Source organism: Saccharopolyspora sp. NPDC050642 (assembly GCF_040654735.1).
Classification (GTDB): domain Bacteria; phylum Actinomycetota; class Actinomycetes; order Mycobacteriales; family Pseudonocardiaceae; genus Saccharopolyspora; species Saccharopolyspora elongata.
Map to the genome: position 1 here is coordinate 261000 of NZ_JBFAIN010000003.1, position 24754 is coordinate 285753.

Consider the following 24754-nt stretch of genomic DNA (forward strand, 5'->3'; position numbering starts at 1 on the left):
ATGAGCGGGTCGACGAAGCCCCGCCGGTTCACCCACGCCCGCGCGGTGCTCAGCGGGTCGATCGGCAACACCGTCGAGTGGTACGACTGGTTCGTCTACGCGAACTTCGCGCTGTACTTCGCCGGGCAGTTCTTCCCGAAGGGCAATCCCACCGCGCAGCTGATGAACACCGCCGCGGTGTTCGCGGTGGGATTCCTGGCCCGCCCGCTGGGCGGCTGGGTGCTCGGCCGGATCGCCGACCGGCGGGGCCGCAAGTTCGGCCTGACCCTGTCGGTGACGATGATGTCGTTCAGCGCGCTGCTGATCGCCATCGCCCCGCCCCACCAGCACGCCGGCTACCTCGGCGCGGTGCTGCTGCTGATCGCGCGGATCATGCAGGGCATCAGCGTCGGCGGCGAGTACGCGGCCAGCGCCGCCTACCTCACCGAGGTGTCGCAGCGGGGCCGGCGCGGCCTGGGTTCGAGCTTCCAGTACGTGTCGGTGACGATCGGGCAGCTGCTCGGGCTCGTCGTGCTGATGGTGCTGCAGGCCGTCATGACCGAGGATCAGCTCACCTCGTGGGGCTGGCGCATCCCGTTCGTCATCGGGGCGGTCGCCGCGCTCGTGGTGTTCTACCTGCGGCGCCGGATGCACGAGACGTCGGCTTACGCCGAAGAGGAGTCGCACGACGCGCAGATGCGCCGGGGCACGCTGCGCGAGGTGTGGAAGCACCGCCGCGCCGCGGTGCTGGTGTTCGCGCTGACCCTCGGCGGCAGCGTGGCGTTCTACACCTACACCACGTACCTGACGAAGTACCTGAGCAATTCCGTGGGGCTGAGCAAGCCCGACGCGGCCCGGGTCATGTTCATCGCGTTGTGCGTGTTCACGGTCCTGCTGCCGCTGGGCGGGGCGATCTCGGACAAGATCGGCCGCCGGCCGGTGCTGATCTTCTTCGGCGTCGGCACCACGCTGGGCACCTACCCCATCATGACGTCGATGCAGCGCTGGCCGAGCTTCGGCGTCGCGCTGGCGCTGACCATGCTGGCGTTGACGATCGTGGCCGGGTACTCGTCGGTGAACGCCTGCGTGAAGGCCGAGCTGTTCCCGACCGGCATCCGCACGGTCGGCGTCGCGATCCCCTACGCGCTGGCACAAGCGATCTTCGGCGGCACCGCGGAGTACGTGGCGCTGGCGTTCCGCGACGCGGGCGTCGAGAACTACTTCTTCTTCTACGTCTCGGCCTGCGGCCTGGTGTCGCTGCTGACCTACCTGCTGATGCCAGAGACCAGGACCGCAGCGCTGAGCCGCGCCGAGCAGGAGCTGCAGAGCAGCGGAAAGGAGACCGTCGCATGAGTCCGCTGTCCGACCTGCGCCGGGAAGTGCGGGACCTGTGCCGGAGTTGGCGAGCCGACGGCCGGTACCGGCCGCGGCCGGACGCCTGGCTGCGGTCCTTCGACCTCGACTTCAGCAAGGAGCTCGCCGAGCGCGGCTTGCTGGGCATGACCTGGCCGCGTTCGGTGGGCGGCGCCGAGCGGTCCAACCTGGCGCGGCTGGTGGTCACCGAGGAACTGCTGCGGGCGGGCGCGCCGGTGGCCGCGCACTGGATCGGCGACCGGCAGATCGGCCCGTCGATCCTGCGGCACGGCACGTCGCGGCTGCAGCAGGAGATCCTGCCCGGCATCGCCGCGGGCGAGTTCGTGTTCTGCCTGGGCATGAGCGAACCCGATGCCGGCTCGGACCTGGCCGCGGTGCGCACCACCGGCACCCGCGTCGCGGGCGGCTGGCGCATCGACGGCCGGAAGATCTGGACCAGCCACGCGCACCGCGCCACGCACGCCTACCTGCTGGCGCGCACCGAGAAGTCCGAGGTGAAGCACGCCGGGCTGACCGAGTTCGTGCTGGACATGAGCGATCCCGGGGTGTCGGTGTCGCCGATCGTCGACATGGCCGGTTCGCACCACTTCAACGAGGTGGTGTTCGAGAACGTCTTCGTGCCCGAGGAGCGGGTGATCGGCGTCGAGGGCAACGCCTGGCGGCAGGTCACCGAGCAGCTCGCCTACGAGCGCGGCGGGCCGGAGCGGGTGCTGTCCACGTATCCGGTGCTGGAAGAGCTGCTGGGCGGCGGCAACGAAGACATGGCGGCCGAGGTCGGCGAGCTGGTGGCCCGGCTGGCGACGCTGCGGGCGTTGTGCGCGCAGGTCGCCGCGGCGGTCGACGCGGGCGAGGCTCCGGTGCAGGCCGCCGCGACGTTGAAGTACCTCGGCACCGCGTTCGAACGCGACGTGCTCGAATGCGCCCGCCGGGCAATGGATTCCGGGATCGTCTCGCCCGAGAGCACGCTGGGCGAGGCCATCCTCGCCTCGCCCGGCTTCAGCATCCGCGGCGGTTCCTCGGAGGTGCTGCTGTCCATCCTCGCCAAGCAGGAGGCCCGACGTTGAGCAACTCGCTGATCACCGAGGTCGCCGCGGACGTGCTGTCCGGGGCGTCGCCGGAGGCGCCGGAGGGTGCGCTGTGGCCGACGCTGGTCGAACTGGGCTGGCCGCAGGTCGGCATCCCCGAAGAGCGCGGCGGAGCAGGTGGGACGCTGGGCGACCTGGCGGAGCTGATCGCCGCGACGGCGGCGAGCGGCGTCAGCGTGCCGCTGCTGGAAACGTCGTTGGCGCAGTGGATTCTCGGCGAGCAGCTCCCGGCGGGGCTGGTCGTCGCGGCCACCGGCCTCGACAACGTCCCGTGGGCCAGGCACGCCGACCACGTCGTGGTGTGCCCCGAGCGGGAATCCGCCTACCTGGTCGAACCGAACGGCGACGTCGAGCACGGGCAGAACCTCGCCGGTGAACCGCGCGACACGATCCGGGCTTCGGGGGCCACGACTCCCCTGCCCGACGCTCCCCCGCACGACGCCGTGCTCGCCCGCGCCGCTGTGCTCAACGCGTCCGCGCTGCTCGGCGCCGCGCGCGGCGCGTACGCGCGCACCCGCGAGCACGTCACGCAGCGGGAGCAGTTCGGTCGCCCGCTCGTCGCGCTCAAGGCGGTGGCCAACGGGCTGGCCGAGATGAGCACCCACCTGGTCGCCACCGAAGCCGCAGTGGCGCGGGCGGTGCGGATCCACGAGGAGGACTCCGCGGAACGCGCCTTCGCCGCCTCGGCTGCCGCGAAGATCACCGCAGCCCGGACGGCCACCAGCATCGCCCGTGCCGCGCACCAGCTGCACGGGGCGATGGGCGTGACCCGCGAGCACTCGCTGCACCACGTCACGCGGAAGTTGTGGGCGTGGCGCGACGAATACGGCAGCGAGCGCCGCTGGTCGGCGGAGCTGGGACGGGCGGCGCTCGCGACGGGCGAGACCGGCCTGTGGGAGCAGTTCACCGCCTGAGCCGCCGTCACCCGCCCTTCGAGCTCATCGGCACCGCCGAGTCGAGCGCCACGCTGGTGTCGCGCAGCTCTTCGGGAAACGCCGCCACCGCGCCGATGCCGCGGCCGTGGTCCAGGCGCTGGCGAACGGTCGGCCGGACCTCCAGCTCCAGGTCGGCGGATTGAGCGAGGCCGCACAACAGCAGCATGCGCTCGTCGTACCGGTCCTGGCCGATGGCCGACTGGACCGCGGCGAGCAGCACGCCGCGCGCCGCGGGGTCCGGGCAATGGCGTTCGCCGCAGAAGATCCCGGCGAGGCCCTTGCCCGGCTCGTGGCGCAACAAGCCGCGCTCGACCAGCGCGAACCGGTGCAGGGCCAAGGCGGCGCGGCCCCGCCGCCGGACCCAGCGGCGCAGGCGGACCGACCCGCCTTCGGCGGCGCTGCCTTGCGCCAGCTCGGCCAGCAGCGCATCCGCCCAGCCCAGGCCGGTGCGGGAGGCGTCGAGCAACCGGATCGCGGCATCCGACGGGAAGTAGACGTCGAAGCCGAACTTCTTGCTCTTCCGGATCCGGACCAGCAGCCTGCGGCGCACTGCGAGCTCGGCGAGTTCGGCTGCGGCGCAACCGGCCACGACTTGGCTGGCGTCGTGCACCGTGCCGTTGCCGTGGTGCGCGAGCACGACGAATTCCTCGGGCAGGGAAAGGCGCGCTGGCAGGGCCATGCGCACGACCGTGCCAGAACCGCGCCTGCCCGGGTTCGGACCGGCCCGAAGGGGCAAGCCGGACTGCCCGCCCCCGCACCATGTCCGATGCCGGGCCGCAGCCCGTATTCTGATGGCGTGACGGCGGCATCCGAATCCTCTGCCCACAACGGCTCCGCCATCCCGCGCGGCCAGGGCGGCGACGCGCTTTCCGTCGCGGCGCGCGAGATCTTCGCCGAACGCGGGTACCACGGCGCGTCCATCCGGGACATCGCCAAGCGGGCCGGGCTGAGCCTGTCCGCGCTGTACTACTGGCATTCCAGCAAGCAGGAGCTGTTCGCCGGGCTGCTGGAGGACAGCGTCAACGACTACGTGCAGGCCTGCGACGCGGCCCTGCGCGACTGCGGCGACGATCCGGCCGAGCGGCTGAGCGCGATCGTGCGCGCCACCGTGGACTACCGGGTGCGGCGGCGGGTGGAAAGCACCATCGCGGTGCGGGAGATCCGCAATCTGGAGGACGAGCACGCGCGTCGGCTCGGCGCGCTGCGCGAGTCGGCGACCCGGCTGTTCCAGGACATCATCGACGACGGCGTGCGGCGCGGGGAATTCCGCTGCGAGCACCCCGCCGAGGCCCGCCGCGCGATCCAGGCCGCCTGCAACGCGATCCCGCAGTGGTACGACCCGGAAAGCGATGTGGGCGCGGCCGAACTCGCCGACCGCTACGTGGCGATCGCGCTGCGCGTCGTCGGCGCCTGACGGCTCAGAGCTCGCGGACGAAAGCCGCGCAGTCCGGGCAGTCGTCCAGGTACCGGTGCCGGCAGTCGGCGGTGTGCCGGAGGTACGTGATGGCCTGCTGCGTGCGGCGGACTTCGCTTTCGAGGGCGGCGATCTTCTCCCGCACGACCGCCTGCGCCGCCGACTTCTTCGGCGCCATGGCGGCGGTGACCTCCGGCAACGAGAGTCCCACGCGCCGTAGCTTCAGCACGGTGCGCGCCTGTTCCAGGGCGGCGTCGTCGAAGATGCGGTAGCCGTTGCCGTCGCGGGGCACGGCGAGTGCGCCGGCCTGTTCCCAGTGCCGCAGCACGTGGGCCTCGATGCCGAGCTCCGCGGCCGCTTCCCCGATGGTCCTCACCACGCGCACCTTGCCTTCATGTCGACCTGAACCCCTAGTGTCCGCGGCATGTCTGGAACCATTCTCCCCGCGGTCGGCGAGCGGACCTCATCGATCCTGGTCACCGGCGCCACCGGCAACCTCGGCCGGGAAGTCGTCGACCGGTTGCGAACCCGCGGTGTGCGGGTTCGCTGCATCTCGCGCCGCCCGCTGCCAGGAGTCGAGTCGGTGCGCGGCGACCTCACCGACCCCGCCGTCGTCCGCTCCGCGCTCGCAGGCGTGGACGCCGTGCTCCTCATGTGGCCGCTGCTCGACGCGGCCCCTGCCCACGACCTGGTCGCCGAGCTCACCGCGGCGGCGCCTCGCGTCGTCTACGTGTCCTCGACGGCCATCGACGACGAGGCCGCCCGCCAGAGCGATCCCATCGTTCAGGTGCATGCGGACGTGGAAGCCCTGCTCGGAGATTCGGGCCTGCGGTGGGTGGCGTTGCGCAGCGACACGTTGGCGTCCAACGCCCGGGGCTGGGCGGCTCAGTTGAAGGCGGGCGATGTGGTATCCGGCCCGGACATCGCGCGGACGGCCGTCGTGGACGAGCGCGACGTGGCCGATGCGGCCGCGGCCGTGCTGCTCGGGGACGACGACCAACGTGGACCGTACGTGTTGACCGGCCCCGAGATCCTCGGTCGTGCCGATCAGGTCGCCTTGCTCGGTGCCGCGCTGGGACGCCGCCTGCGCTTCGAGGCCGTTCCCCCGGATCTGGCGCGATCCCGGATGCTCGCGGACGGCCGTCCCGAGCACCTGGTGGAGGCGCTGGTCGCCGCTTCGGCGCACCGCCCGGAGTCGGGCCTCATCACCGACCACGTGGAGCGCCTGACCGGCCACCCGCCCGGCACCTTCGGGCGCTGGGCCCTCGACCACGCGGCCGATTTCGCGTGAAATCGCCGCCTCTCCCGCCACCGGGAAGCAATTTCCGGGCCGCGAAGTTGACCTCCAGCATTGTCGAGGTTCTAGCCTCGAGCGCATGATCGAGAACTTATCCGCGGACTCCCGGAGTCGTGAGCGGCAATGACGACAAACGACACCGCGGCCGACACGCCGGTACCGCCTGGATTTCCCCGCGTGCTGCTGCCCTTCCGCCGTTCCTCCTACCGCAGGCTCGCCGCCGCCCTGTTCTTCGCGCTGTGCACGAGCGGCCTGTGGGTGGTCGCGCAGGTCTGGGAAGTGGTGCGGATCGGCGGCGGCGCCAGCGAATTGTCCTTCGTCGCGGCGGCGGCGTCGCTCGGCGCGCTGCTGCCCCTCCTGCTCGGCGGCGCGGTCGCCGACCGGGTGGCGCAGAAGACGATCCTGATCGTCGTCCAGGGCGCCCACACGCTCGTCCTGACCACCGCGGCCGTGCTGGCGCTGACCGACCAGCTTCGGTTGTGGCACCTCGTCGTGGTCGCGTTCCTGGGCGGCACCGCCACGGCGTTCTACTTCCCCGCGTACTCCGCGTGGTTGCCCGCCTTGCTGGCCGAGGACGAGCTCATGGCGGTCAACGGGTTCGAGGGAATGCTGCGGCCGACCATCCAGCAGGCCGCCGGGCCCGCGGTCGGCAGCGTCATCATCGCCGCCGCCTCCCCCGGCGCGGCGATGGCCGTGGCCGCGGCGACGGCCTTCGCCGCCTTCTGCGCGTTCCTGGCGGTTCCGCGCACTCCGGTGCGCAGACGGGACGATGCGCGCAGCGTCGTCGCCGACATCGCCGAGGGATTCCGCTACATGGTGGCCACGCGGTGGCTGCTCGCGTCGCTGCTCTTCGCCTCGCTCATGGTGATGATGCTGATGGGCCCGCTGCAGGTGGTGCTGCCGTTCCTCATCAAGGACCGGCTCGGCGGCGGGGCGGAGCAGCACGCGTTGGTGCTGGCCGCGTGGGGGATCGGCGGCGCCGTCGGCTCGCTGGTCATGGGCTCGCTGCGGATGCCCCGCCGCTACCTGACGGTGCTGATCGGGCTGTGGGGCGTGAGTTGCCTGCCGCTCGTGGCCATCGCGTTCGCGGGCGAGCTCTGGATCATCGTCGCGGCCGCGTTCGCCGTCGGTGCGATGTTCTCCAGCCCGATGGTCCTGTGGGGAACGCTGCTCCAGCGCCGGGTTCCGCCGCACCTGCTGGGCCGGATCACCAGCCTCGACTTCTTCGTGTCGATCGCGTTCCTGCCCGTCTCGATGGCGGTGGCGGGCCCGGTCGCGGAGCTGATCGGGACGCCGACGACCTTCTTGGTCGCCGGAACGGTGCCGGCGATCGCGGCCGTGGCGGCGATCGTCTTGGGCAGGCTGCCCGCCGACGAGCTCGCGCATCCGCTCGCCCCGGAGCGCTCCGCCTAGCCGCGCGCACCAACGCTGGGCGGATCGAGCGAACGGCCTGTTCACCTCACCTACCGAGACGAACAGGCCGTTCACTCCACACCAACAACACCAAATGGACGGAGCGAACGGACCATTCACTCCACCCACCGAAACGAACAGGCCGTTCACTCCACACCTGGGTTGCGGACAGGCTCTGCGGCTGTCAGGCCGTCGGGAGCGTTCGCGGTGCTCCTGTCACTGTCCGTCCAGCAGGGCCACCGGGACTTCTACGTGGCGGGCTCGGAGGAATTCGCCGACCGCCTTGCCGATCGGGTCGACCCGCAGGTTGCTGGAACCGCCGGTGCCCAGCAGTCCACGCAGGACGAAGTGCACCGCGCGGAGGTTGGGGAACTCGTGCCGGATGATCTCCAGGTCCTTCGCCTCCGGCATGAGCCGTCGCAGCTCTTCCGTGCTCAGCAGGCCGCGCAGCCACGGCCAGGCCTTCGGGTCGTCGACCCACAGGCCCACGTTGCTGTTGCCGCCCTTGTCGCCACTGCGCGCGTGCGCGATCCGGCCGAGCGGGACGCGGCGCGTTTCGCCCGCCGGGTTCGGCTCGGGCTCGGGATGCGCGGGCTGGACAGGTTGTTCGGTGGCCGGCGGCGGAGCGATCTGGATCCGGGTGCCGTCGTCGAGCACTACCTCGTGCGGCACGGCGTCCATCGCCAGCAGCGACGGCCAGTAGTCGATGCGCGGCTTGGGCGTCCCGGACTGGCGGGCGGCGCTGTCGGTGTAGAAGCCGGGGATGCTCGACAGGAACAGGCCGCCGAGTCCTTCCGCCAGCTCCTGCAGCGGTGCCCGCTCCGCGGCGGTGGCCATGATGCGCACCTGGACCGTGGCGTCCCACTGCCGTTCCGGGTCCTCCGCCGCGGTGCCGAGGGCACTCACGTCGAGCTCCGCTTCCGCGCCGTCGAGCAGCGCCTCGGCCTGGGCTCGGATCAGCGCGACCTTCTCGTCGATGTCCAGCCCGGTGGCGTAGAGCGTCGAGACGAGCTGGTGGCCGATCGGGGCGAACACCGCGACCTTGGTCGTGGGCGGTGGCGGCGATCCGGTGGTGCCGGAGAGCTCCACCCGGTCCGGGCCGATCTGCCGCAGCCGCACGGTGTCCAGGTGCGCGGTGACGTCCGGGTTCAGGTAGCGCGGGCCCTGGATCTCGTACACCAGCTGCGCGGTCACGGTGTCCACTGTGACCGTTCCGCCGTCGCGGGCGTGCTTGGTGATGATCGCGGTGCCGTCGGCGGCGATCTCGGCGACCGGGAATCCCGGCGCGACCATGCCGGGCACCTGGGTGAACCCGGAGAAGTTGCCGCCGACCGCCTGCGGGCCGCACTCGATGATGTGCCCGGCCACCACCGCGGCGGCGAGTTCGTCCCAGTCGGTGTTGCGCCAGCCGTGCCACCAGGCGGCCGGGCCGACGGTCAGCGAGGCGTCGGTGACGCGCCCGCAGACCACGATGTCGGCGCCTTCGCGCAGCGCGGCCGCGATGCCCCAGCCGCCCAAGTAGGCGTTGGCCGCGATCGGCCGGACTCCCCAGTCCGACAGCGGCGCGCCGCTGTCGAGGCTCTGCAACGGGTGCCCGGCCGCCTGCAGGTCGTCCAATGCGGACAGCACGTTGTCGCCTTCGACGTGCGCGACGCGCAGCCGCACGCCCGCCTCGGCGATCAGCGCCCGCACGGCGTCGGCCAGGCCCGCCGGGTTGAAGCCGCCGGCGTTGACCACGACCCGCGTGCCACGTTCGGCCAGCGTCGCCAGGTGCGGGCGCAGCTGGTCGAGGAAGTACTCGACGAAGCCCTTCGACGGGTCGCTGCGGTGCCGGGCCGCCAGCATGGCCAGCGTGAACTCGGCGAGGTAGTCGCCGATCAGCACGTCGCACGGATCGCCGGCCACGGCCTCCGCGAAGGCGCTGCGCCGGTCACCGAGGTAGCCGGAGAAGCCGGCGATGCGGATCGCCCGGGTCATGAGTTCCTCCTCTTCCGCGGTCGTGGGCGTTCGTTCCGGTAAGAACCGGCATGAACGCTCACGAGAGCTCTTGCACCGCTTGCCAGGCTGCTTCGGCCTGGCGCAGTTCGTTCTTCGCGCGGGCTTCGGCGACGTAGCCGTCGTCGCCCATCACACCTGCCAGGTAGCGGGCCCGCACACCGGCGCTGATGCAGCACGACCGCCACCGCTGGAACGCCACGTAGTACGGCAGGTCCGAAACGTCGCGGCCGGCGAGCGCGACGTAGCGGTCGATCAGCTCCGCGCGGGTGGGGAAGCCCGGTTCGGCGGTGGGTCCGAGAGCGGTCGCGGGAGGCAGTTCGTCGCCCGGCTCCACCCAGGTCGCCAGCAGCCAGCCCAGGTCGGCGAGCGGCTCGCCGAGGGTGGCCAGCTCCCAGTCGAAGACCGCCAGCACCTCGCCGTCCGGCGAGAACGACAGGTTGCCCGGCCGGAAGTCGCCGTGCACGATGCCGGTCTCTTGCCTCGGCACCTTCGCCAGCAGCGCGTCGTGCACCGCGTCCAGCAGCGGCAGGTCCGGCGCGCCGGACTGGTGCACCTGCCGCTGCCAGCGGCGGAGCTGCCGCTCCAGGTAGCCGTCGCGGCGCGCGACGTCGCCCAGCCCGACCGAGTCCGGGTCGACGCCGTGCAATGCCGCCATGCACTCCACCGTCGCCAGGCCCGCGCGCCGCCGCGCCGCAGCCGAGAACGACTCCGCCGAATCCGGACCGGCGAGCACGTGGCCGTCGACGAAGCCCATCACGTAGAACTCGGCGCCGGTCACCGACTCGTCGGCGCAGTACGCGAGCGGATCGGGAACCGGCACGCTGGTGCCGTGCAGGGCGGAGATGAACCGCCACTCGCGGCTCATGTCGTGCGCCGTCGTGAGCACGCCGCCGGTGGGCGGGCGGCGCAGGGCGCGCACCTCGCCGTCGGCGTCGACGACGCGGTAGGTCAGGTTCGACCGCCCGCCGGAGACGACCGAGAACGTCACCGGCGGGCGCAGCCCCGGCACGTTCTCGGCCAGCCAGCGCTCGGTGTTCTCCGGCTCGATGCCACGCAGTTCCACGTCAACCTCGCACTACCTAGGCGTTCCAGTGACAGCCGCTTCGAATCAGTCCTTCACGGCGATCTGCTCGCGCAGTTGGCGTTTGAGGACCTTGCCGGTCGGCGTCCGCGGCAGCGCTTCCGCCCGCACCACCACGTGCGCCGGGACCTTGAAGGCCGCGAGCCGCGCCGCCACGTGCGACCGGAGTTCCTCCGGGGACACCGGGGAATGCAGGTTCACCACCGCCGCGACCTCTTCGCCGAGCGTCGGGTGCGGCAGGCCGATGACCGCGACGTCGGCCACCTCCGGGTGCTCGTGGAGGGCCGCTTCGACCTCCGCGCAGTACACGTTCTCGCCGCCGCGGATCACGACGTCCTTGAGCCGGTCCACCACGTACACCCAGTCGTCCTCGACGTAGCCGAGGTCGCCGGTGCGGAACCAGCCGTCGATGAAGGATTCCGCGGTGGCCTGCGGGTTGTTCCAGTAGCCGCGCACGATGTTCGGCCCGCGGAACCACAGCTCGCCGATCTCGCCGGGCGCCGCGTCCTCTGCGGTGGCCGGGTCCACGACGCGCAGGTCCGTGCCCGGCATGCAGCGGCCGACGCTGTTGGAGCGGGCGAGGTAGTCCGCGCCCGCGTTGCCGACCACCGCCGAGGTCGTCTCGGTGAGGCCGTAGCCGTTGGAGGGCGCCACGCCGGTGCCGAAGGCGCCGATGCGCTGCACGAGGTCGGGCGGGATCGGTGCGCCGCCCATGTTCACGCCGTCCAGCCCGGCCACCGCGTCGCCCTGCTCGACCAGGTCCCGCATCACGGTCGGGACGCCGGCCGCGCTGGTCAGCCCCTCGGTCTTGATCAGCCGCGCCGCGGCCTCCCGGTCCCACCGGTACATGGTGGCCAGCTTCGCCCCGGCCAGCGTGCCGAAGTACAGCGTGGTGAGGCCGGCGATGTGGAACATCGGGAAGGTCAGCAGCACGCCGGGCTGCGGTCCCTCGCCCAGCGGCGGGAACTCGCCGCCGTTGGCCAGCGCCGCCTGCACGCGCCGGTTCACCACCGTGTTCAGCAGGTTCGTGCAGTGGTTGCGGTGCGTGCCGATCGCGCCCTTGGGGCGGCCGGTGGTGCCGGAGGTGTAGAGGATCGTGGCGTCGTCGTCGGGTCCGATCGACACGTCCGGCAGGTCCGCGTCCGCGGGCAGCGATGCCAGCAGCTCCGCCCACTCCCGCACGCCCGGCGCCGGATCATCGCCGCGGACCTCGATGACCGGGATGTCGCGGTCCAGCAGGGCGGTTCGCTGCGAGTCGGCGAACACCAGCTTCGCGCCGCAGTCGGTCAGGCCGAAGCGCAGTTCCGCGTCGGTCCACCAGGCGTTGAGCGGCACCGCGACGAGCCCGGCCGCCTGGATCGCCCAGAAGATCGGCACCCATTCCGGGTAGTTGCGCATCGCGATCGCCACGCGGTCGCCGGAGACCAGGCCGTACTCCTCGCGCAGGCTGCGCGCCAAGCCCGCCACCAGCCGGTAGTGCTCCGCGTAGGTGCACCGGTAACCGTCGTAGACGAGGAAGTCGCGCGCGCCGTAGCCCTGGCTGAACAGCGCCACGTCGCGCAGCGTCGTCGGCCCCTTGGCGTACACACGCATCGGGATGCCGCCGACGTCCTGCGGCACGATCTCGAACTCACCGCCCGGACCGGTGAGCTCCGCGAGCAACCGCCGTCGCTGGTCCTCCGGCACGTCCCCTCCTCGAGTGTCCACAGTGGTTGATCAAGCTTCGTAGTTGAGGCGTAGTCCTGGGCAATGCCACTCTGTGGCGTAGAGGATGCCCCAGCCGGACGAGGTGATGTACGCGGTTCGCAGGTCCGGGCCGCCGAAGCAGATGTTGGTGACGTGGAAGTCGTGCTTCGGCGGCTTGATCACGTCCTTGAGCTCGCCGTCCGGCGACACCACGCTGATCCCGCCGGTCACCAGCGTCGCCACGCACACGTTGCCCTCGGAGTCCACGGCAAGCGAGTCCAGCAGCTGGTAGCCCTCGAAGCCGTGCAGCAGCTTGGCTCCTGCCGGTCCCTTGCCGCCCCGGCCCAGCTTCCCCGGACCCTCGACGTCCCAGTACCAGACTCGGCCGGTCGACGTTTCCGCCACGTAGACCCGCGAACCGTCCGGCGACAACCCGACCCCGTTGGCGTCGGCCAGCGGGTAGGCGATCTCCTCGATGCGGCTGCCGTCGGCGGTGGCGTAGTACAGTCCGCCGCGGTCGGTCTCGCGCGGGCGGCGCTTGCCGAGATCGGTGAAGTAGAAGCCGCCCTCGGCGTCGAAGACGATGTCGTTGGGGCCGCGCAGGCCGTGGCCGTCCACGGCGGTGTAGAGGTCGGTGACCCCACCGTCCGTGGTGACCCGCTGGATGCGGCCGCCGATGTAGTCGTCGGGCTGCATGCCGGGAACGTCCCGGCCGCCGACGTCGTGCCACTCGAACCCGCCGTTGTTGCAGACGTACACCGCGCCGTCGGGCCCGATCGCCGCCCCGTTGGGTCCGCCGCCGCAGTCGGCGACCACCGAAACGGCGCCGTCCGGCGCGACCCGCGACAGCGTGCCGCGCTTGATCTCCACCAGCAGCACGGAGCCGTCGGCGAGGGCCACCGGCCCCTCCGGGAACTGCAGGCCCGATGCGATCGTCGTCAGCTCGGTCATGAGATTCCTCTCGGATGCCGCGGATTGGCCACCGCGAGCCGGTCGAGCACCTGCTCCCACACGGCGGCGGCCGTTTCCGGTTTCCAGGGATCGAGTTCGCCGTCGCGGATCGCGCAGGCCAGCGCCGCCCGGTCGGCGAGCCCCAGATCCGCGAGCCGGCCTCGGTGCCGCTGTTCCTGCCGCTCCCCCAACGCCAGTTCACGCTCCACAATGGACAGGGCGTTCGCGGCGACCCGGGACTGGAACCGCATCCTCCCGGTGCTGCCCGGCACGACCTCGTCGCGCAGGAAGTCCGCCACCGCCGCGACGAGTTCCGCCGCCGAAGGCCGCCCGTGCAGATCCGACACCGGCGCCCGGCGTTCCTGCCCGGGACCGGCCGGGCGCGGCACGCCGAGCTCGGCCAGCAGGTCGTGCTCCTGCTCGCAGACGCGCCGGCCGATCGCGGCCAGCTCCATCGACGGCCGCTCACCGCTGAGGTGCCGTTGCGCCTGCGAGCGGCAGATCACGCCCCACCGCGCGGTGCCGAGGATCTCCCACCAGCGCACCGCATCCGGGTCCGGCCGCCGCCCGGCGATCTCCGCGTAGCCGTCGAAGAGCTCCTCCCTGGTACCGAAACCGCCGACCGGCAGCGGCGAGCCGAACCGCCAGGCGTTGACGCACAGCCAGCCCAGGTCCTCCATCGGATCGCCGAGGTGCACCAGCTCCCAGTCCAGCACCGCCCGCAGCCCGTCCGGGCCGACGATCAGGTTCCCGTTGCGGAAATCGCCGTGCACCAACGTTCTTCCGGTGTCGGGCGGCCGGTTCGCGCGCAGCCAGCGGAACGCGATCTCGACCGCAGGCAGCGGTTCGCCGAGCTCCTCGTAGGTCGCCACGAGCTGGTCGAGCGGGTCGGCCGACGGCAGGTCCGGCGCGGGGACGCGGTGGATCAGCGCCGCCGCCCGGCCTAGTTCGCGAGCCAGTTTCCCGCGCGCCGCGGCGAATTCCGGCTCGCGCAGCAGGCGCCGGGGAATCGACTCGCCGTCGACGTGCTCGGTGAGCACGTACGGCGAGCCGAGGATCGAGGCATCGGTGCTGTGGTCCACCAGCAGCGGCACCGGAACGCCGGCGGCCCGCGCCGCTTCCAGCACCACCGCCTCGCGCGCCATGCCCTCCGGGCGCGCCGCGCCGACCGGGTCGCGCCGCAGCACCAGCCGCCGGGATCCCCCGTCGAGCTCGACGAACCACGTCTCGCGGCTCGCCCCGCCGCTGGCCTGCGCCAGCCCGGTCACCTCGACCGGCCGGCCGAGCACTGCGGGCAGGCGACGCGCGAGCCCGTCCAGCGGCTCCGCCGCGCTCACCGGCGCCGCCCCGGCCCGGCGAAGCCGAACAGGTAACCGGCGACCTTCCGCTTCTGCACCTCTTCGGAACCTTCGGTGATCCGGTAGCGGCGGTGGTGCCGGTAGATGTGCTCGAACGGGGTGTGCCGGGTGTAGCCGAGCCCGCCGTGCACCTGCATCGCCTGGTCGGCCGCCTCGCACACCAGCCGGTTGGCGCGGAAGTTGCACATCGACACCCGGTCGCTGATCTCGAAGTGCGGCCTGCGGTCCAGCTCCCAGGCGGTCTTGCGCACCAGCCCGCGCAGCAGCTCGGCGTCGGTCTGCAGCTCCACCAGCGGCCACTGGATGGCCTGCCGGTTGGCCAGCGGCTGCCCGAAGGTGATCCGCTCGCGGGCGTATTCGACGCTGCGGTCGATGCAGTACTGGGCCGCGCCGACGCCCGAGGCCGCCTGCCTGATCCGGTTCTCGTGCACGAAGTGCTGCGCCAGCGCGAGCCCGCCGCCGACCTCGCCGAACACCGCCGAATCCGGCACCCGCACGTCGCGCAGGGTCACCTCGGCGTGGTCGGTGGGCATGTTGAAGGTCCACCAGTGGAAGTCGACGGAGAAGCCCGGCGCGTCGGTGGGCACGATGAACGCGGTGATGCCGGTGGCCTGGCCGGGCTCGCCGGACGTGCGGGCGAAGACGATGTCGTGGGTCGCGGAGTGCATCCCGGAGTTGAACCGCTTGGCGCCGTTGATGATCCAGTCGCCGCCCGAGCGGACCGCGGTGGTCTCCAGCCAGGTGGCGTCGCTGCCGTGGTCCGGTTCGGTGAGGCCGAACGCGAGCCGCTTGCGGCGCGCCAGCACGGGTTGGAGGAATTCCTCGCGCTGCTCCGGGGTTCCGAACGCCAGCAGCATGTGCACGACCGGGAAGTTGCCCACCACCGACGACTCGTTCTGCAGGTCGTTGTGCAGGCCGAGGCCCTTCGCGGCGAGGTGCTCGCGGATCACCGCCATGTCGAAGTTGGTGCCGCCCGAACCACCCACCTCCGCGGGCAGCCCGTAGCGCAGCCAGCCCGCCCGGTCGGCGCGGCGGAACATCTCGCCGAGCAGTTCCTCCCACTCCCGGCGCGGCGTGCCGCCCGCCTCGAAGTCGGTGCGGGCGAATTCCCGGCGGTGGTCGAAGAACCGCTCGTTGTCGTCCTGCTCCTGCAGCGGGCGGATCTCGGAGTCGATGAACGCGTCGAGCGCGGCGAGACGGCTGACCAGCTCGGCCGGGAGAGCGAAGTCCATGCGTTCTCCTCATGTGTCCCATCGGAATGCGGCGGGGATCACCCCGCACCGCCGCCGGTTCTCGCGGCGTCGTCCGGTGAGGACGGCCCCGATGCCGCGGACGTGCACAGGCCGGGGATCCCGCAGGGGCCGCAAGCCCGTCCTGAAATCACCTCTTTAACGCTCGTTCAGTGACCCTAGACACGGCGCGGCCGGTAGCACAAGAGGACGAACGAGGGCGTTCTTGACGTCCCGCTCGACCGCGCCATAGCGTGCGGAAATCCCTGGTGCGCAAGGCGTAGTGCCCGCACCGGTTCCAGTGCTCTCAGGAGGGTTCGTGACGACAACGGCCGAGCAACGGGTCAGCTGCACCATCACCGACGGCGTGGCGGACGTGCGGCTGAACCGACCGGACAAGCTCAACGCGCTCGACCAGGCCATGTTCGACGCTCTGGTCGCGACCGGGCTGCGGCTGCGCGACGACGACGGCGTGCGGGCCGTGGTGCTCTCCGGCGAGGGCCGGGCCTTCTGCGCCGGCCTGGACTTCGCCAACTTCCAGCAGATGGCCGACGGCAGCGGCCGACTGCCCGACCGCAAGCCCGTCACCACCGAGCCGATCGGCCCGGCGAAGGCGCGCGGTCAGCAGGCGGCGCACGTGTGGGCGACGCTGCCGGTGCCGGTGATCGCGGCGGTGCACGGCGTGGCCTTCGGCGGCGGCCTGCAGGTGACGCTGGGCGCGGACATCCGGCTCGTGGCGCCGGATGCGAAGCTGTCGGTGATGGAGATCAAGTGGGGAATCGCGCCGGACATGACCGGCACCCAGCTGCTCCCGGAGCTCGTGGGCCGCGACGTCGCCAAGGAGCTGACCTACACCGGCCGCGTCATCAGCGGCGAGGAAGCCGCCGCCCTGGGCCTGTGCACCCGCGTCGAAGCCGACCCGCTGACCGCGGCTCTCGCCCTGGCGGCCGAGATCGCCACCAAGAGCCCGGAAGCGATCCGCTACTCCAAGCAGCTCCTCGACATGGCGGGCCACGTGAGCCTCGCCGAGGGCTTCGAGGCGGAGCAGGCCGCGATCAAGGCCCTGATCGGCAGCCCGAACCAGGTCGAAGCGGTCAAGTCGAACCTCGAGAAGCGCGCCCCGAACTTCGCCGACCCCACCACCTGACACCCGACGTGCCAGTCGCGGCGGTCCGCGGTTTCAATTGAAACTGTGCCTGAGCACGGGAGACCGGACCACAGTTTCAATTGAAACTGTGGTCCGGTGTCCGGGACCGCTGGGAGGGACAGTTTCAATTGAAACTGCGGCGAGGGGTCAGACGCCGTCGGGGCGTTGGGGCCAGGGCGGGATGAAGTCCGGGTAGTCCTGGCTGACCTTGAGCGGGAACTCGGCCGGGCGCTTGGCCAGGAACGACGCCACGCCCTCGGCCGCGTCGGCGCCCGCGCCGAGGTGGTTGATGCCCTTGGAATCCAGGCGGTGCGCCTCCCACGGCGAATCCGCGCTGAGCATGCCCCACAGCAACTGGCGGGCCACCGCGACCGAAACACCCGAGGTGTTGTCGGCGATCTCGCGGGCGATCGCCCGGGCCGCCGGGAGCAGCTCGTCGTCGGGGACCACGCGGGAGACCAGGCGACCCGCCAGCGCCTCCTCGGCGCCGAAGACCCGGCCGGTGGCCACCCACTCCATCGCCTGCGAGATGCCGACGACGCGCGGCAGGAACCACGTGGATGCCGCCTCCGGCAGGATGCCGCGGCGGGCGAAGACCAGGCCGAACTTCGCCGACTCGGCGGCCAGCCGGATGTCCATCGGCAGCGTCATGGTCACGCCCACCCCGACCGCCGGGCCGTTGAAGGCCGCGATCACCGGCTTGCGCGACGCCGCGATGCGCAGCGCCACCGTGCCGCCGCCGTCGCGCGGCACACCGCCGATCTCCCCGGCCGCCCACCGGTCCTTCGCGCGTTCGGCGTCGGCATCGGCGTTGAAGGTGTCCGAGCCGGAGCTGAGGTCCGCACCGGCGCAGAAGCCGCGGCCCGCGCCCGTGACGATCACCGCGCGCACCGAGTCGTCGGCGTCGGTGGTGTCGAAGGCGTCGATCAGCTCGGCGCGCATGACGTGCGTGAAGGCGTTGAGCTTGTCCGGCCGGTTCAGCGTGATGGTCGCGATGCCGTCGGCGGCCTCGTAGGCGATCTGCTGGTAGCTCATCGCACCATCCACTCGCCGGTGAACACCGCTTCCACCTTGTTCACGAACGCCTCCCGCGCGGCCGGGCCGTCCGCGGTGGCGAAGTTGACGACCTGCGCGCGGGCCTCGTTCTCCAGCGCCTCCCGGAAGCTCTGGTGCGCGCCGGCGTGCAGCATGTCCTTGCTCTGCGCCATCGCGATCGGCGGGCCCTGCGCCAGCCGCCCGGCGACGTCGGCGACGAACTCGTCGAGCTCGTGGTCCTCCTTGATCCAGGTGACCAGCCCGAGTTCCAGGGCTTCCTTCGCGCCGATGATCTCGCCGAGCAGCGCGAGCCGCTTCGCCTGCTGCATCCCGACGATCCGCGGCAGCAGCCAGGAGCCGCCGAAGTCCAGCGACAGGCCGCGCTTGGAGAAGATCTGCGAGAACCGCGCATCCGGCGTGGACACCACCAGGTCGCAGCCCAGCGCCAGGTTCCAGCCCGCTCCGACGGCGACGCCGCGCACCTTCGCCACCACCGGCTTGGGCAGTTCGTACAACGCCAGCGCGACATCGTTGATGCCGTGCATCCGGTGGAGCGGGTGCTGCGAGCCGCGGTCGGTGCTGAGGTCCGCGCCGGCGCAGAAGTCACCGCCCTCGCCGGTGAGCACCACGGCTCGCACGCTGTCCTCGGTCGCCGCGTGCTCGAGCGCCTTCTGCAACGCCAGCCAGGTCTGCCCGTCGATGGCGTTCTTCCGGCGCGGCCGGTTGATCGTCACCGTCAGCACGGGGCCGTCCTGGGCCAGCAGAACCGTGTCACCGTCCATTGTGCTCACACGTTCCCATCGTTTCGCGTGCGGCGGCGCGACCCGCCAGCCGTGTATCGTTCGTTAAGTTAGCATCCGGTGGCATCACCTCCCAAGCATCGATCGGCGCTTGAAAACCACGCGGCGCAATGGAAAAGTCGAGGCTCGGGCGCCTCGGCGCGCGCCGAGATCCGACCCCGGCGGGGAAGGGGAACGATGGCCATCAACGACGATGACGACTTCCTGCGCGCGGCGATAGACGAGGCCGAAATTCCGGCGCTGCTGCCCGCGCTGGCCCAGCTGACCGGAGACCTGTCGCTGCTGCGCGACGACCTGCGACCCGACCCGACCGACCGGTTCAGCCCGCAGGGCGCGCTCGGCGACGAGCAGCTGGCCGCCGCCCGGGAGCTCGCGCTACGCGCGCTGGCCGGGTGGCGCGACCGGGGCTGCCCGGCGGCTCCGGAACTCTCCGACGACCAGGTCCGCCGGCTCATCGAGTTCTCCACCAGCGGCGCATTGGACGGCTATCTGCCGCTGCTGGTGGAGGAACTGGCCCACGACGGCGACCCGGGCCGGCCCGACTGGACGAAGGCCGAGCTCGCCGCCGACGCGCCGCTGCACGTGGTGATCATCGGCGCCGGGATGTCCGGACTGGCCGCCGCGCACCGGCTGCAGCAGGCCGGGGTGCCGTTCGAGATCCTCGAGAAGAACTCCGACGTCGGCGGCACCTGGCTGGAGAACACCTACCCGGGTTGCCGGGTCGACGTCACCAACCACCTCTACAGCTTCTCCTTCACCGACAACCACGACTGGCCGGGGCACTTCTCCACCCAGCGGGCGCTGCTGGACTACTTCCGGGACTTCGCCGACGAGCAGGACCTCAAGCGGCACATCCGGTTCGGCACCGAGGTCGTGGCGGCGGAGTACGTCGAGGCCGAGCACTGCTGGGAGCTGGAAGTCCGCGACGCCGGGGGCTCGCGGCGGCTGCGGGCGCAGGCGGTGATCAGCGCCGTCGGCCAGCTCAACCGGCCCAGCTACCCCAAGATCAGCGGCCTGGCCGACTTCGCCGGGCCCAGCTTCCACTCCGCCCGCTGGGACCACGACGTCGACCTGACCGGCAAGCGCGTCGCGGTGATCGGCACGGGTGCCAGCGCCGTGCAGTTCGTGCCGATCATCGCCGAGCAGGCCGCCGAGGTGCACCTCTTCCAGCGCACCCCGCCGTGGCTGGTGCCCACCCCGGACTACCACGACCCGGTGCAGCCGGGCCTGCGATGGCTGTTGCGCAACGTGCCGCACTACGCCCGGTGGTACAGGTTCTGGCTGTTCTGCCGCTCCGCGGAGGGCGTCCTCCCGGCCGTCGCGGTCGATCCGGACTGGACCGGCGATGCGCGCTCGGTGTCCGCGCGCAACGAGGAACTCCGGCAACTCCTGGTCGCCTACCTCGAGATGAGCCTGCCCGACGATCCCGAACTGGTCCGCAAGGTCACCCCGCAGTACCCGCCGGCGGCGAAGCGGATGCTGCGCGACAACGGCACCTGGCCGGCGACGCTGCGGCGGGAGGACGTGCACCTGGTGACCGAGCCGATCCAGGAGGTGACCGCGACGGGCGTGCGCACCGCCGACGGGCGCCAGCACGACGCCGACGTGCTGATCCTGGCCACCGGATTCCAGGCTTCGAACTTCCTGACGCCGATGCGGGTCACCGGCCGCGACGGCGTCGACCTGCACCAACGGTGGGGCGGCGACGCCCGCGCCTACCTGGGGATCACGGTGCCGGAGTTCCCGAACTTCTTCATGATCTACGGGCCGAACACCAACATCGTGGTCAACGGCAGCATCATCTTCTTCTCCGAATGCGCGGTGAACTACATCGTCGGCTGCCTGCGCCTGCTGCTGGAGCGCGGCTCGGCGGCGCTCGAATGCCGCGCGGAGGTGCACGACGGGTTCAACGCCGACGTCGACCGCGCCAACCTGCTGATGAGCTGGGGCAAGTCCACAGTGCACAGCTGGTACAAGAACGAGCACGGCCGGGTGGCGCAGAACTGGCCGTTCTCCCTGATGGAGTACTGGAAGCGCACGAAGCGGCCCGATCCGGCCGACTTCCTGCTGCGCGGCGGAGAAAGCGAGTGAGCATGTCCGAAGTGGAGTACCGGCAGGCGCGGTTCTCGGCACCGGCCGGATCCACCGATGTCCTGCTGATCCGGCACGGCGAATCCGAACCGGCGCGACCGGGCCGGTCGTTCCCGCTGGTCGACGGCCAGGGCGACCCGGAGCTGGCGCCGGCGGGCCGGGAGCACGCCGAGCGGGTCGCGCGGCGCCTGACCGGCGAGGACCTCGACGCGATCTACGTGACCACGCTGCGGCGAACGGCCCAGACGGCGGCGCCGCTGGCCGCCCGCCTCGGCCTGACGCCGCGGGTCGAGCCCGGCCTGCGCGAAGTGCACCTGGGCGACTGGGAGGGCGGGCTGTTCCGGCAGAAGGTCGCGCAGAACGACCCGGTGATCCAGAAGATGCACGCCGAGCAGCGCTGGGACGTCATCCCGGGCGCGGAATCCACCGAGGACCTGACCACCCGGGTGCGCGAGGCGATCGAACGCCTCGCCGCCGCGCACCCGGACCAGCGCATCGCGGTGTTCACCCACGGCGGCGTCATCGGCCAGGTGATGGCCATGGCGGCGGGCTCCCGCCCGATGGCGTTCCTGGGCGCGAACAACGGCTCGATCTCGCAGATCGTGGTGACCGGGGACCACTGGATCATCCGCCGCTTCAACGACTCGGCCCACCTCGACGAAGGCCTCACCTCCTCCGCCTCCGCCCTGAGCTGACCACGCGGCACCGGTTGCCGGAGCTGCGCCTCCCCGCGCACGTGGGCGGGCAGAACGGGCCATCTCGGGTCACAAACGGGAGTGCAGTGGACCAGGACCACGACCGTGCCCCGTTGTGGGCCGGTCCCGGTGTGGGGCGGAAGTGCTTGCTCGGGTGACTGTCGAGATCGTCGAGTTCCGCGGCACCTCGCACCGCACCGGGGAATGGCTGTTCGCCATCGACCCGGAGGAGGGATCGTCGTCATGCGCCTCGCCTTGCGCATGCCAGGAGGAACGCGGGCGAGCGCCACGTGACGGCCCCGCACAGATTGAGGGCCCCCGCACCTGCGGAGACCCTCAACGAAACGCTGCTCGAGTCAAACGAGCGTCTTTCGCACTTCTGAACTCCACTGATCCCCTCACCATGGGGCTCAGGACTACGAACGTCCTTGCCGTTGGACCATGCGTTCCTCTCGGGGCTGTCGTGACGTCGCCCCTACGGTTTCCTGATCCTTCCAATCGCTCAACCGCACCTTCAGTACACACCTGAACAGGGCAAACGTCAATGTTCGCGCCTCGATGGTCTTGGCGAACTCCTCGGACCGCCCCGCTCCCGGCACGCTGGCGCGCCGGGAGCGGGCCTTTCGGTTCCGCCCGAAATCGCGACTACTTCAGGCCGAGAGCCCGGACGGCCGCGGCGGGATCTCCTTGCGTCATCAGGGCGATCGCCGGGGTGGTGACCCCGTGGGCCATGTACTGCTGGATCCGCTCCCGGCAGTGCGCCGCCGGCCCGTGGACCACCAGGTCGTCGACCACGCTGTCCGGGATCGCCGCCAGCGCCGCCTTACGGTCTCCCGACTCCCACGCCTGCCACATCGGCTTGAGCTCCTCGCGCCCCAGCCACTCGTGGAACGCCCGGTACACCGGCACGTTCATGTACGCCGCGATCTGCCGCCGGGCCACGCCGCGCGCCGTGTCCGCGTCGGTGTCGGGCATGACGAAGATCCGCGCCACGATCTCCTTGTCCGGCCCGCCCTCGTGCACGTGCGGGACCACGGTGCGCACGTCCTCCGCGGACAGCCAGTTGATGATCGCCCCGTCCGCCTCCCGGCCCGCCAGCCGCAGCATGCCCGGCCGCAGCGCGGCGACCAGCAGCGGCGGCGGCGGATCGGCGACGACGCCCGCGGTGAAGCCCTGCACCTGGAACGTGTCGTAGTTCTCGGTGACCTTCTCGCCGCGCAGCGCCTTGCGCAGGAACCGCAGCGTGTCGCGCACCCGTTTGTAGGGCTCCTCGAACGGAATCCCGTTCCAGCGCTGCACGATCACGTTCGACGACGTGCCGATGCCCAGCGCGAACCGGCCCGGCGCGGCCGCCGCCAGCGTCGCCGCGCTCATCGCCAGCGTCGCCGGGCCGCGGGTGTAGACCGGGACGATCGCGGTGCCCAGTCGCAGCTCCGGCGCCCACGCGCTGGCCAGCGCCAGCGGGGTGAACGCGTCGGCTCCGTTGGCTTCCGCCGACCACACGTCGGTGTAGCCCAGGTCCGGGAGTTCGGTGATCAGCTCCCGCTGGTCGGCCAGCGGCAGCCCCTGGAACGGGACCGTGATGCCCCAACGTCGTTCCACGACAATCCCTTTCGTCGTTGCGTCACGGACGCGCGTAGCGCGCCTTGAGCTTTCCCTTGACCAGCTTCCCCGTCGGGGTTCGCGGGAGCTCGTCGAGGAAGTCCACGCTGCGCGGCGCCTTGTAGTGCGCCACCCGCTCCCGGGCGTAGGCGAGGATCTCCCGCTCCAGCTCCGGTCCGGGCTCGGCGCCCGGAGCCGGTTGCACCACCGCCTTGACCGACTCGCCCATCTCGTCGTCGGGCACCCCGAACACCGCGACGTCGAGGATGGCCGGGTGCAGCGCCAGCACGTTCTCCACCTCCTGCGGGTAGATGTTCACCCCGCCGGAGATGATCATGAACGCCTTGCGGTCGGTGAGGAACAGGAAGCCGTCCTCGTCGAGGTAGCCGAGATCGCCCATGGTGGCCCAGTTCTCGTGCTCGGCGTGCTTCACCGACCGGGTCTTCTCCCGGTCTCCCAGGTATTCGAAGGTGATCTCGTCCCGCTGGAAGTAGATGCCGCCGACCTCGCCTGGCGGCAGCAGCCGGCCGTCGTCGTCGCAGATCCGGACCTCGCCGAGCACCGCGACGCCCACCGAGCCGGGTTTCTCCAGCCACCGCGCGGAATCGATCATCGTCATGCCGATGCCCTCGGTGGAGGCGTAGTACTCGACGAGGACCGGGCCCCACCAGTCGATCATCTGCCGCTTGACGTCGACCGGGCACGGCGCGGCGGCGTGCACCGCGACCCGGTGCGTGGAGAGGTCGTAGCGCCGCCGGACCTCCGGATCGAGCTTGAGCATCCGGACGAACATGGTCGGCACCCACTGGCTGTGCGTGATGCCGTAGCGCTCGATGGCCTGAAGGGCGCCTTCGGCGTCGAAGCGCTCCATCATCACCACCGTCCCGCCGAGCGCGTGCACCGAAGCGCAGTACCGCAGCGGCGCCGCGTGGTACACCGGCGCGGGCGAGAGGTAGACGGAGTTCTCGTCGAATCCGTAGACGCCGCGCAGGAGTTCGACGAGCGTGTCGCCGGGCTCGTCCACCTGCCGGTCCGGCAGGTTCGGCTTGATCCCCTTGGGGCGCCCGGTTGTTCCGGAGGAGTACAGCAGGTCCGCGCCGCGCGGCTGCACCGCGGGCACCTCGTCGGACGCGGCGGCCAGGGCCTTCTCGTAGTCCTCGTAGCCGGGCACCGAGCCGCCGTAGGCCATCCGCACGCGCACCTCGGGAACCCGGTCCGCCACGTTCGCCGCGAGCTCGCCCAACGCGGCCGAGACCACCAGTGCGCTGGCACCGGAATCGTTGACTATGTAAGCGATCTCGTCGGATTGCAGGTGGTTGTTGACCGCGCACACGTACAGCCCGGAACGCACCGCCGCCCAGTAGACCTCGTAGGCGTGGACCGAGTTGTCGGTGAGCAGCGCGACCACGTCGCCCTTGGCCAGCCCGGCGGCGCGCAGCAGGTTCGCCAGCCGCAGGGATCGGTCGTCGAGCTCGCGGTAGGTCAGCCGCTCCCCCGAGCCGGCCATGATCAGCGCCGGCTTGTCGGGGTTCGCGGCGGCGTGGATTCCTGGGTACATGCGGCTCCTCCTCGAACCTCATGCGA

At 71.4% G+C, this 24754-nt stretch carries 21 protein-coding genes; 9 read left to right on the forward strand and 12 right to left on the reverse strand.

The genetic code is table 11. From position 1 onward, the window contains the following. Genes AB0H93_RS07860 through AB0H93_RS07870 form a run of 3 tightly spaced genes read left to right on the forward strand, consistent with a single transcriptional unit; the run spans position 1 to position 3352 of the window. On the forward strand, positions 1 to 1332 hold the full coding sequence (locus AB0H93_RS07860; protein WP_358569146.1) for an MFS transporter: 1332 nt from the start codon (positions 1 to 3) through the stop codon (positions 1330 to 1332). Next, positions 1329 to 2417: an acyl-CoA dehydrogenase family protein gene (locus AB0H93_RS07865; RefSeq protein ID WP_358569149.1), complete on the forward strand. Its 1089-nt coding sequence runs from the start codon at positions 1329 to 1331 to the stop codon at positions 2415 to 2417. Before AB0H93_RS07860 ends, AB0H93_RS07865 begins: the two co-directional genes overlap by 4 nt. Further along, entirely contained in the window at positions 2414 to 3352 is a 939-nt protein-coding gene (locus tag AB0H93_RS07870; RefSeq protein WP_358569152.1) for an acyl-CoA dehydrogenase, read from the forward strand. The genes AB0H93_RS07865 and AB0H93_RS07870 overlap by 4 nt, the downstream gene beginning before the upstream one ends. 7 nt (positions 3353 to 3359) lie before the next feature. Here AB0H93_RS07870 and AB0H93_RS07875 read toward each other — a convergent pair whose 3' ends face one another. After that, positions 3360 to 4052 (reverse strand): GPP34 family phosphoprotein, encoded by a 693-nt coding sequence (locus tag AB0H93_RS07875; protein WP_358569155.1) that lies wholly within the window; start codon positions 4050 to 4052, stop codon positions 3360 to 3362. A 117-nt stretch (positions 4053 to 4169) separates the two neighbouring features. Between AB0H93_RS07875 and AB0H93_RS07880 the strand changes: the two genes are divergently transcribed. Further along, positions 4170 to 4787 (forward strand): TetR/AcrR family transcriptional regulator, encoded by a 618-nt coding sequence (locus tag AB0H93_RS07880; RefSeq protein ID WP_358569158.1) that lies wholly within the window; start codon positions 4170 to 4172, stop codon positions 4785 to 4787. A 4-nt stretch (positions 4788 to 4791) separates the two neighbouring features. Here the strand turns inward: AB0H93_RS07880 and AB0H93_RS07885 are convergent, their stop codons facing one another. Then, positions 4792 to 5163: a MerR family transcriptional regulator gene (locus AB0H93_RS07885; RefSeq protein WP_358569161.1), complete on the reverse strand. Its 372-nt coding sequence runs from the start codon at positions 5161 to 5163 to the stop codon at positions 4792 to 4794. A 48-nt stretch (positions 5164 to 5211) separates the two neighbouring features. On the opposite strand from AB0H93_RS07885, the gene AB0H93_RS07890 reads away from it, so the two are divergent. Together AB0H93_RS07890 and AB0H93_RS07895 are read left to right on the forward strand one after the other, a co-directional pair. Continuing rightward, the gene (locus AB0H93_RS07890) at positions 5212 to 6078 is read left to right on the forward strand and encodes an NAD(P)H-binding protein (protein WP_358569164.1); all 867 of its coding nucleotides are present in this window, start codon (positions 5212 to 5214) and stop codon (positions 6076 to 6078) included. A 129-nt stretch (positions 6079 to 6207) separates the two neighbouring features. Then, positions 6208 to 7497: an MFS transporter gene (locus tag AB0H93_RS07895; protein WP_358569167.1), complete on the forward strand. Its 1290-nt coding sequence runs from the start codon at positions 6208 to 6210 to the stop codon at positions 7495 to 7497. 216 nt (positions 7498 to 7713) lie between these two features. Here AB0H93_RS07895 and AB0H93_RS07900 read toward each other — a convergent pair whose 3' ends face one another. From AB0H93_RS07900 to AB0H93_RS07925, 6 genes are read right to left on the reverse strand one after another with little or no spacing between them, the layout of a single operon-like run. Further along, the gene (locus AB0H93_RS07900; RefSeq protein ID WP_358569170.1) at positions 7714 to 9474 is read right to left on the reverse strand and encodes an acyclic terpene utilization AtuA family protein; all 1761 of its coding nucleotides are present in this window, start codon (positions 9472 to 9474) and stop codon (positions 7714 to 7716) included. A 58-nt stretch (positions 9475 to 9532) separates the two neighbouring features. Then, positions 9533 to 10558: a phosphotransferase gene (locus tag AB0H93_RS07905; protein WP_358569173.1), complete on the reverse strand. Its 1026-nt coding sequence runs from the start codon at positions 10556 to 10558 to the stop codon at positions 9533 to 9535. Positions 10559 to 10603: 45 nt separating this feature from the next. Further along, the gene (locus AB0H93_RS07910) at positions 10604 to 12262 is read right to left on the reverse strand and encodes a class I adenylate-forming enzyme family protein (RefSeq protein ID WP_358569176.1); all 1659 of its coding nucleotides are present in this window, start codon (positions 12260 to 12262) and stop codon (positions 10604 to 10606) included. Between the two features lie 30 nt (positions 12263 to 12292). Continuing rightward, positions 12293 to 13213, reverse strand: a complete 921-nt coding sequence (locus tag AB0H93_RS07915; protein WP_358569179.1) for an SMP-30/gluconolactonase/LRE family protein — start codon at positions 13211 to 13213, stop codon at positions 12293 to 12295. Beyond that, positions 13210 to 14550, reverse strand: a complete 1341-nt coding sequence (locus AB0H93_RS07920) for a phosphotransferase family protein (RefSeq protein ID WP_358569182.1) — start codon at positions 14548 to 14550, stop codon at positions 13210 to 13212. Before AB0H93_RS07920 ends, AB0H93_RS07915 begins: the two co-directional genes overlap by 4 nt. Further along, on the reverse strand, positions 14547 to 15803 hold the full coding sequence (locus tag AB0H93_RS07925; protein ID WP_358569185.1) for an acyl-CoA dehydrogenase family protein: 1257 nt from the start codon (positions 15801 to 15803) through the stop codon (positions 14547 to 14549). The genes AB0H93_RS07920 and AB0H93_RS07925 overlap by 4 nt, the downstream gene beginning before the upstream one ends. 316 nt (positions 15804 to 16119) lie before the next feature. Here AB0H93_RS07925 and AB0H93_RS07930 point away from each other — a divergent pair, with 316 nt between their 5' ends. Then, entirely contained in the window at positions 16120 to 16947 is an 828-nt protein-coding gene (locus tag AB0H93_RS07930; protein ID WP_358569188.1) for a crotonase/enoyl-CoA hydratase family protein, read from the forward strand. Between the two features lie 147 nt (positions 16948 to 17094). Here the strand turns inward: AB0H93_RS07930 and AB0H93_RS07935 are convergent, their stop codons facing one another. Both AB0H93_RS07935 and AB0H93_RS07940 read right to left on the reverse strand, forming a co-directional pair. After that, positions 17095 to 17982 carry an enoyl-CoA hydratase-related protein gene (locus tag AB0H93_RS07935; protein WP_358569191.1) on the reverse strand — a complete coding sequence of 296 codons (888 nt, stop codon included), beginning with the start codon at positions 17980 to 17982 and terminating at the stop codon, positions 17095 to 17097. Beyond that, the gene (locus tag AB0H93_RS07940; RefSeq protein WP_132494302.1) at positions 17979 to 18764 is read right to left on the reverse strand and encodes an enoyl-CoA hydratase-related protein; all 786 of its coding nucleotides are present in this window, start codon (positions 18762 to 18764) and stop codon (positions 17979 to 17981) included. The genes AB0H93_RS07935 and AB0H93_RS07940 overlap by 4 nt, the downstream gene beginning before the upstream one ends. A gap of 195 nt (positions 18765 to 18959) precedes the next feature. Between AB0H93_RS07940 and AB0H93_RS07945 the strand changes: the two genes are divergently transcribed. Beyond that, on the forward strand, positions 18960 to 20873 hold the full coding sequence (locus AB0H93_RS07945) for an NAD(P)/FAD-dependent oxidoreductase (protein ID WP_358569194.1): 1914 nt from the start codon (positions 18960 to 18962) through the stop codon (positions 20871 to 20873). Between the two features lie 2 nt (positions 20874 to 20875). Then, positions 20876 to 21568, forward strand: a complete 693-nt coding sequence (locus AB0H93_RS07950) for a histidine phosphatase family protein (protein WP_358569197.1) — start codon at positions 20876 to 20878, stop codon at positions 21566 to 21568. 645 nt (positions 21569 to 22213) lie between these two features. Here the strand turns inward: AB0H93_RS07950 and AB0H93_RS07955 are convergent. Further along, positions 22214 to 23170: an LLM class F420-dependent oxidoreductase gene (locus AB0H93_RS07955; protein WP_358569200.1), complete on the reverse strand. Its 957-nt coding sequence runs from the start codon at positions 23168 to 23170 to the stop codon at positions 22214 to 22216. A 22-nt stretch (positions 23171 to 23192) separates the two neighbouring features. Beyond that, entirely contained in the window at positions 23193 to 24728 is a 1536-nt protein-coding gene (locus tag AB0H93_RS07960; protein WP_358569203.1) for an acyl-CoA synthetase, read from the reverse strand. Positions 24729 to 24754: the final 26 nt, after the last annotated feature.

Bases quoted from the DNA above. Each gene is read 5' to 3' on its own strand.
- AB0H93_RS07860 (WP_358569146.1), top strand. From the start codon at position 1: ATGAGCGGGTCGACGAAGCCCCGCCGGTTCACCCACGCCCGCGCGGTG.
- AB0H93_RS07865 (WP_358569149.1), top strand. From the start codon at position 1,329: ATGAGTCCGCTGTCCGACCTGCGCCGGGAAGTGCGGGACCTGTGCCGG.
- AB0H93_RS07875 (WP_358569155.1), bottom strand. From the start codon at position 4,052: ATGGCCCTGCCAGCGCGCCTTTCCCTGCCCGAGGAATTCGTCGTGCTC.
- AB0H93_RS07890 (WP_358569164.1), top strand. From the start codon at position 5,212: ATGTCTGGAACCATTCTCCCCGCGGTCGGCGAGCGGACCTCATCGATC.
- AB0H93_RS07895 (WP_358569167.1), top strand. From the start codon at position 6,208: ATGACGACAAACGACACCGCGGCCGACACGCCGGTACCGCCTGGATTT.
- AB0H93_RS07900 (WP_358569170.1), bottom strand. From the start codon at position 9,474: ATGACCCGGGCGATCCGCATCGCCGGCTTCTCCGGCTACCTCGGTGAC.
- AB0H93_RS07915 (WP_358569179.1), bottom strand. From the start codon at position 13,213: ATGACCGAGCTGACGACGATCGCATCGGGCCTGCAGTTCCCGGAGGGG.
- AB0H93_RS07925 (WP_358569185.1), bottom strand. From the start codon at position 15,803: ATGGACTTCGCTCTCCCGGCCGAGCTGGTCAGCCGTCTCGCCGCGCTC.
- AB0H93_RS07935 (WP_358569191.1), bottom strand. From the start codon at position 17,982: ATGAGCTACCAGCAGATCGCCTACGAGGCCGCCGACGGCATCGCGACC.
- AB0H93_RS07940 (WP_132494302.1), bottom strand. From the start codon at position 18,764: ATGGACGGTGACACGGTTCTGCTGGCCCAGGACGGCCCCGTGCTGACG.
- AB0H93_RS07945 (WP_358569194.1), top strand. From the start codon at position 18,960: ATGGCCATCAACGACGATGACGACTTCCTGCGCGCGGCGATAGACGAG.
- AB0H93_RS07950 (WP_358569197.1), top strand. From the start codon at position 20,876: ATGTCCGAAGTGGAGTACCGGCAGGCGCGGTTCTCGGCACCGGCCGGA.
- AB0H93_RS07960 (WP_358569203.1), bottom strand. From the start codon at position 24,728: ATGTACCCAGGAATCCACGCCGCCGCGAACCCCGACAAGCCGGCGCTG.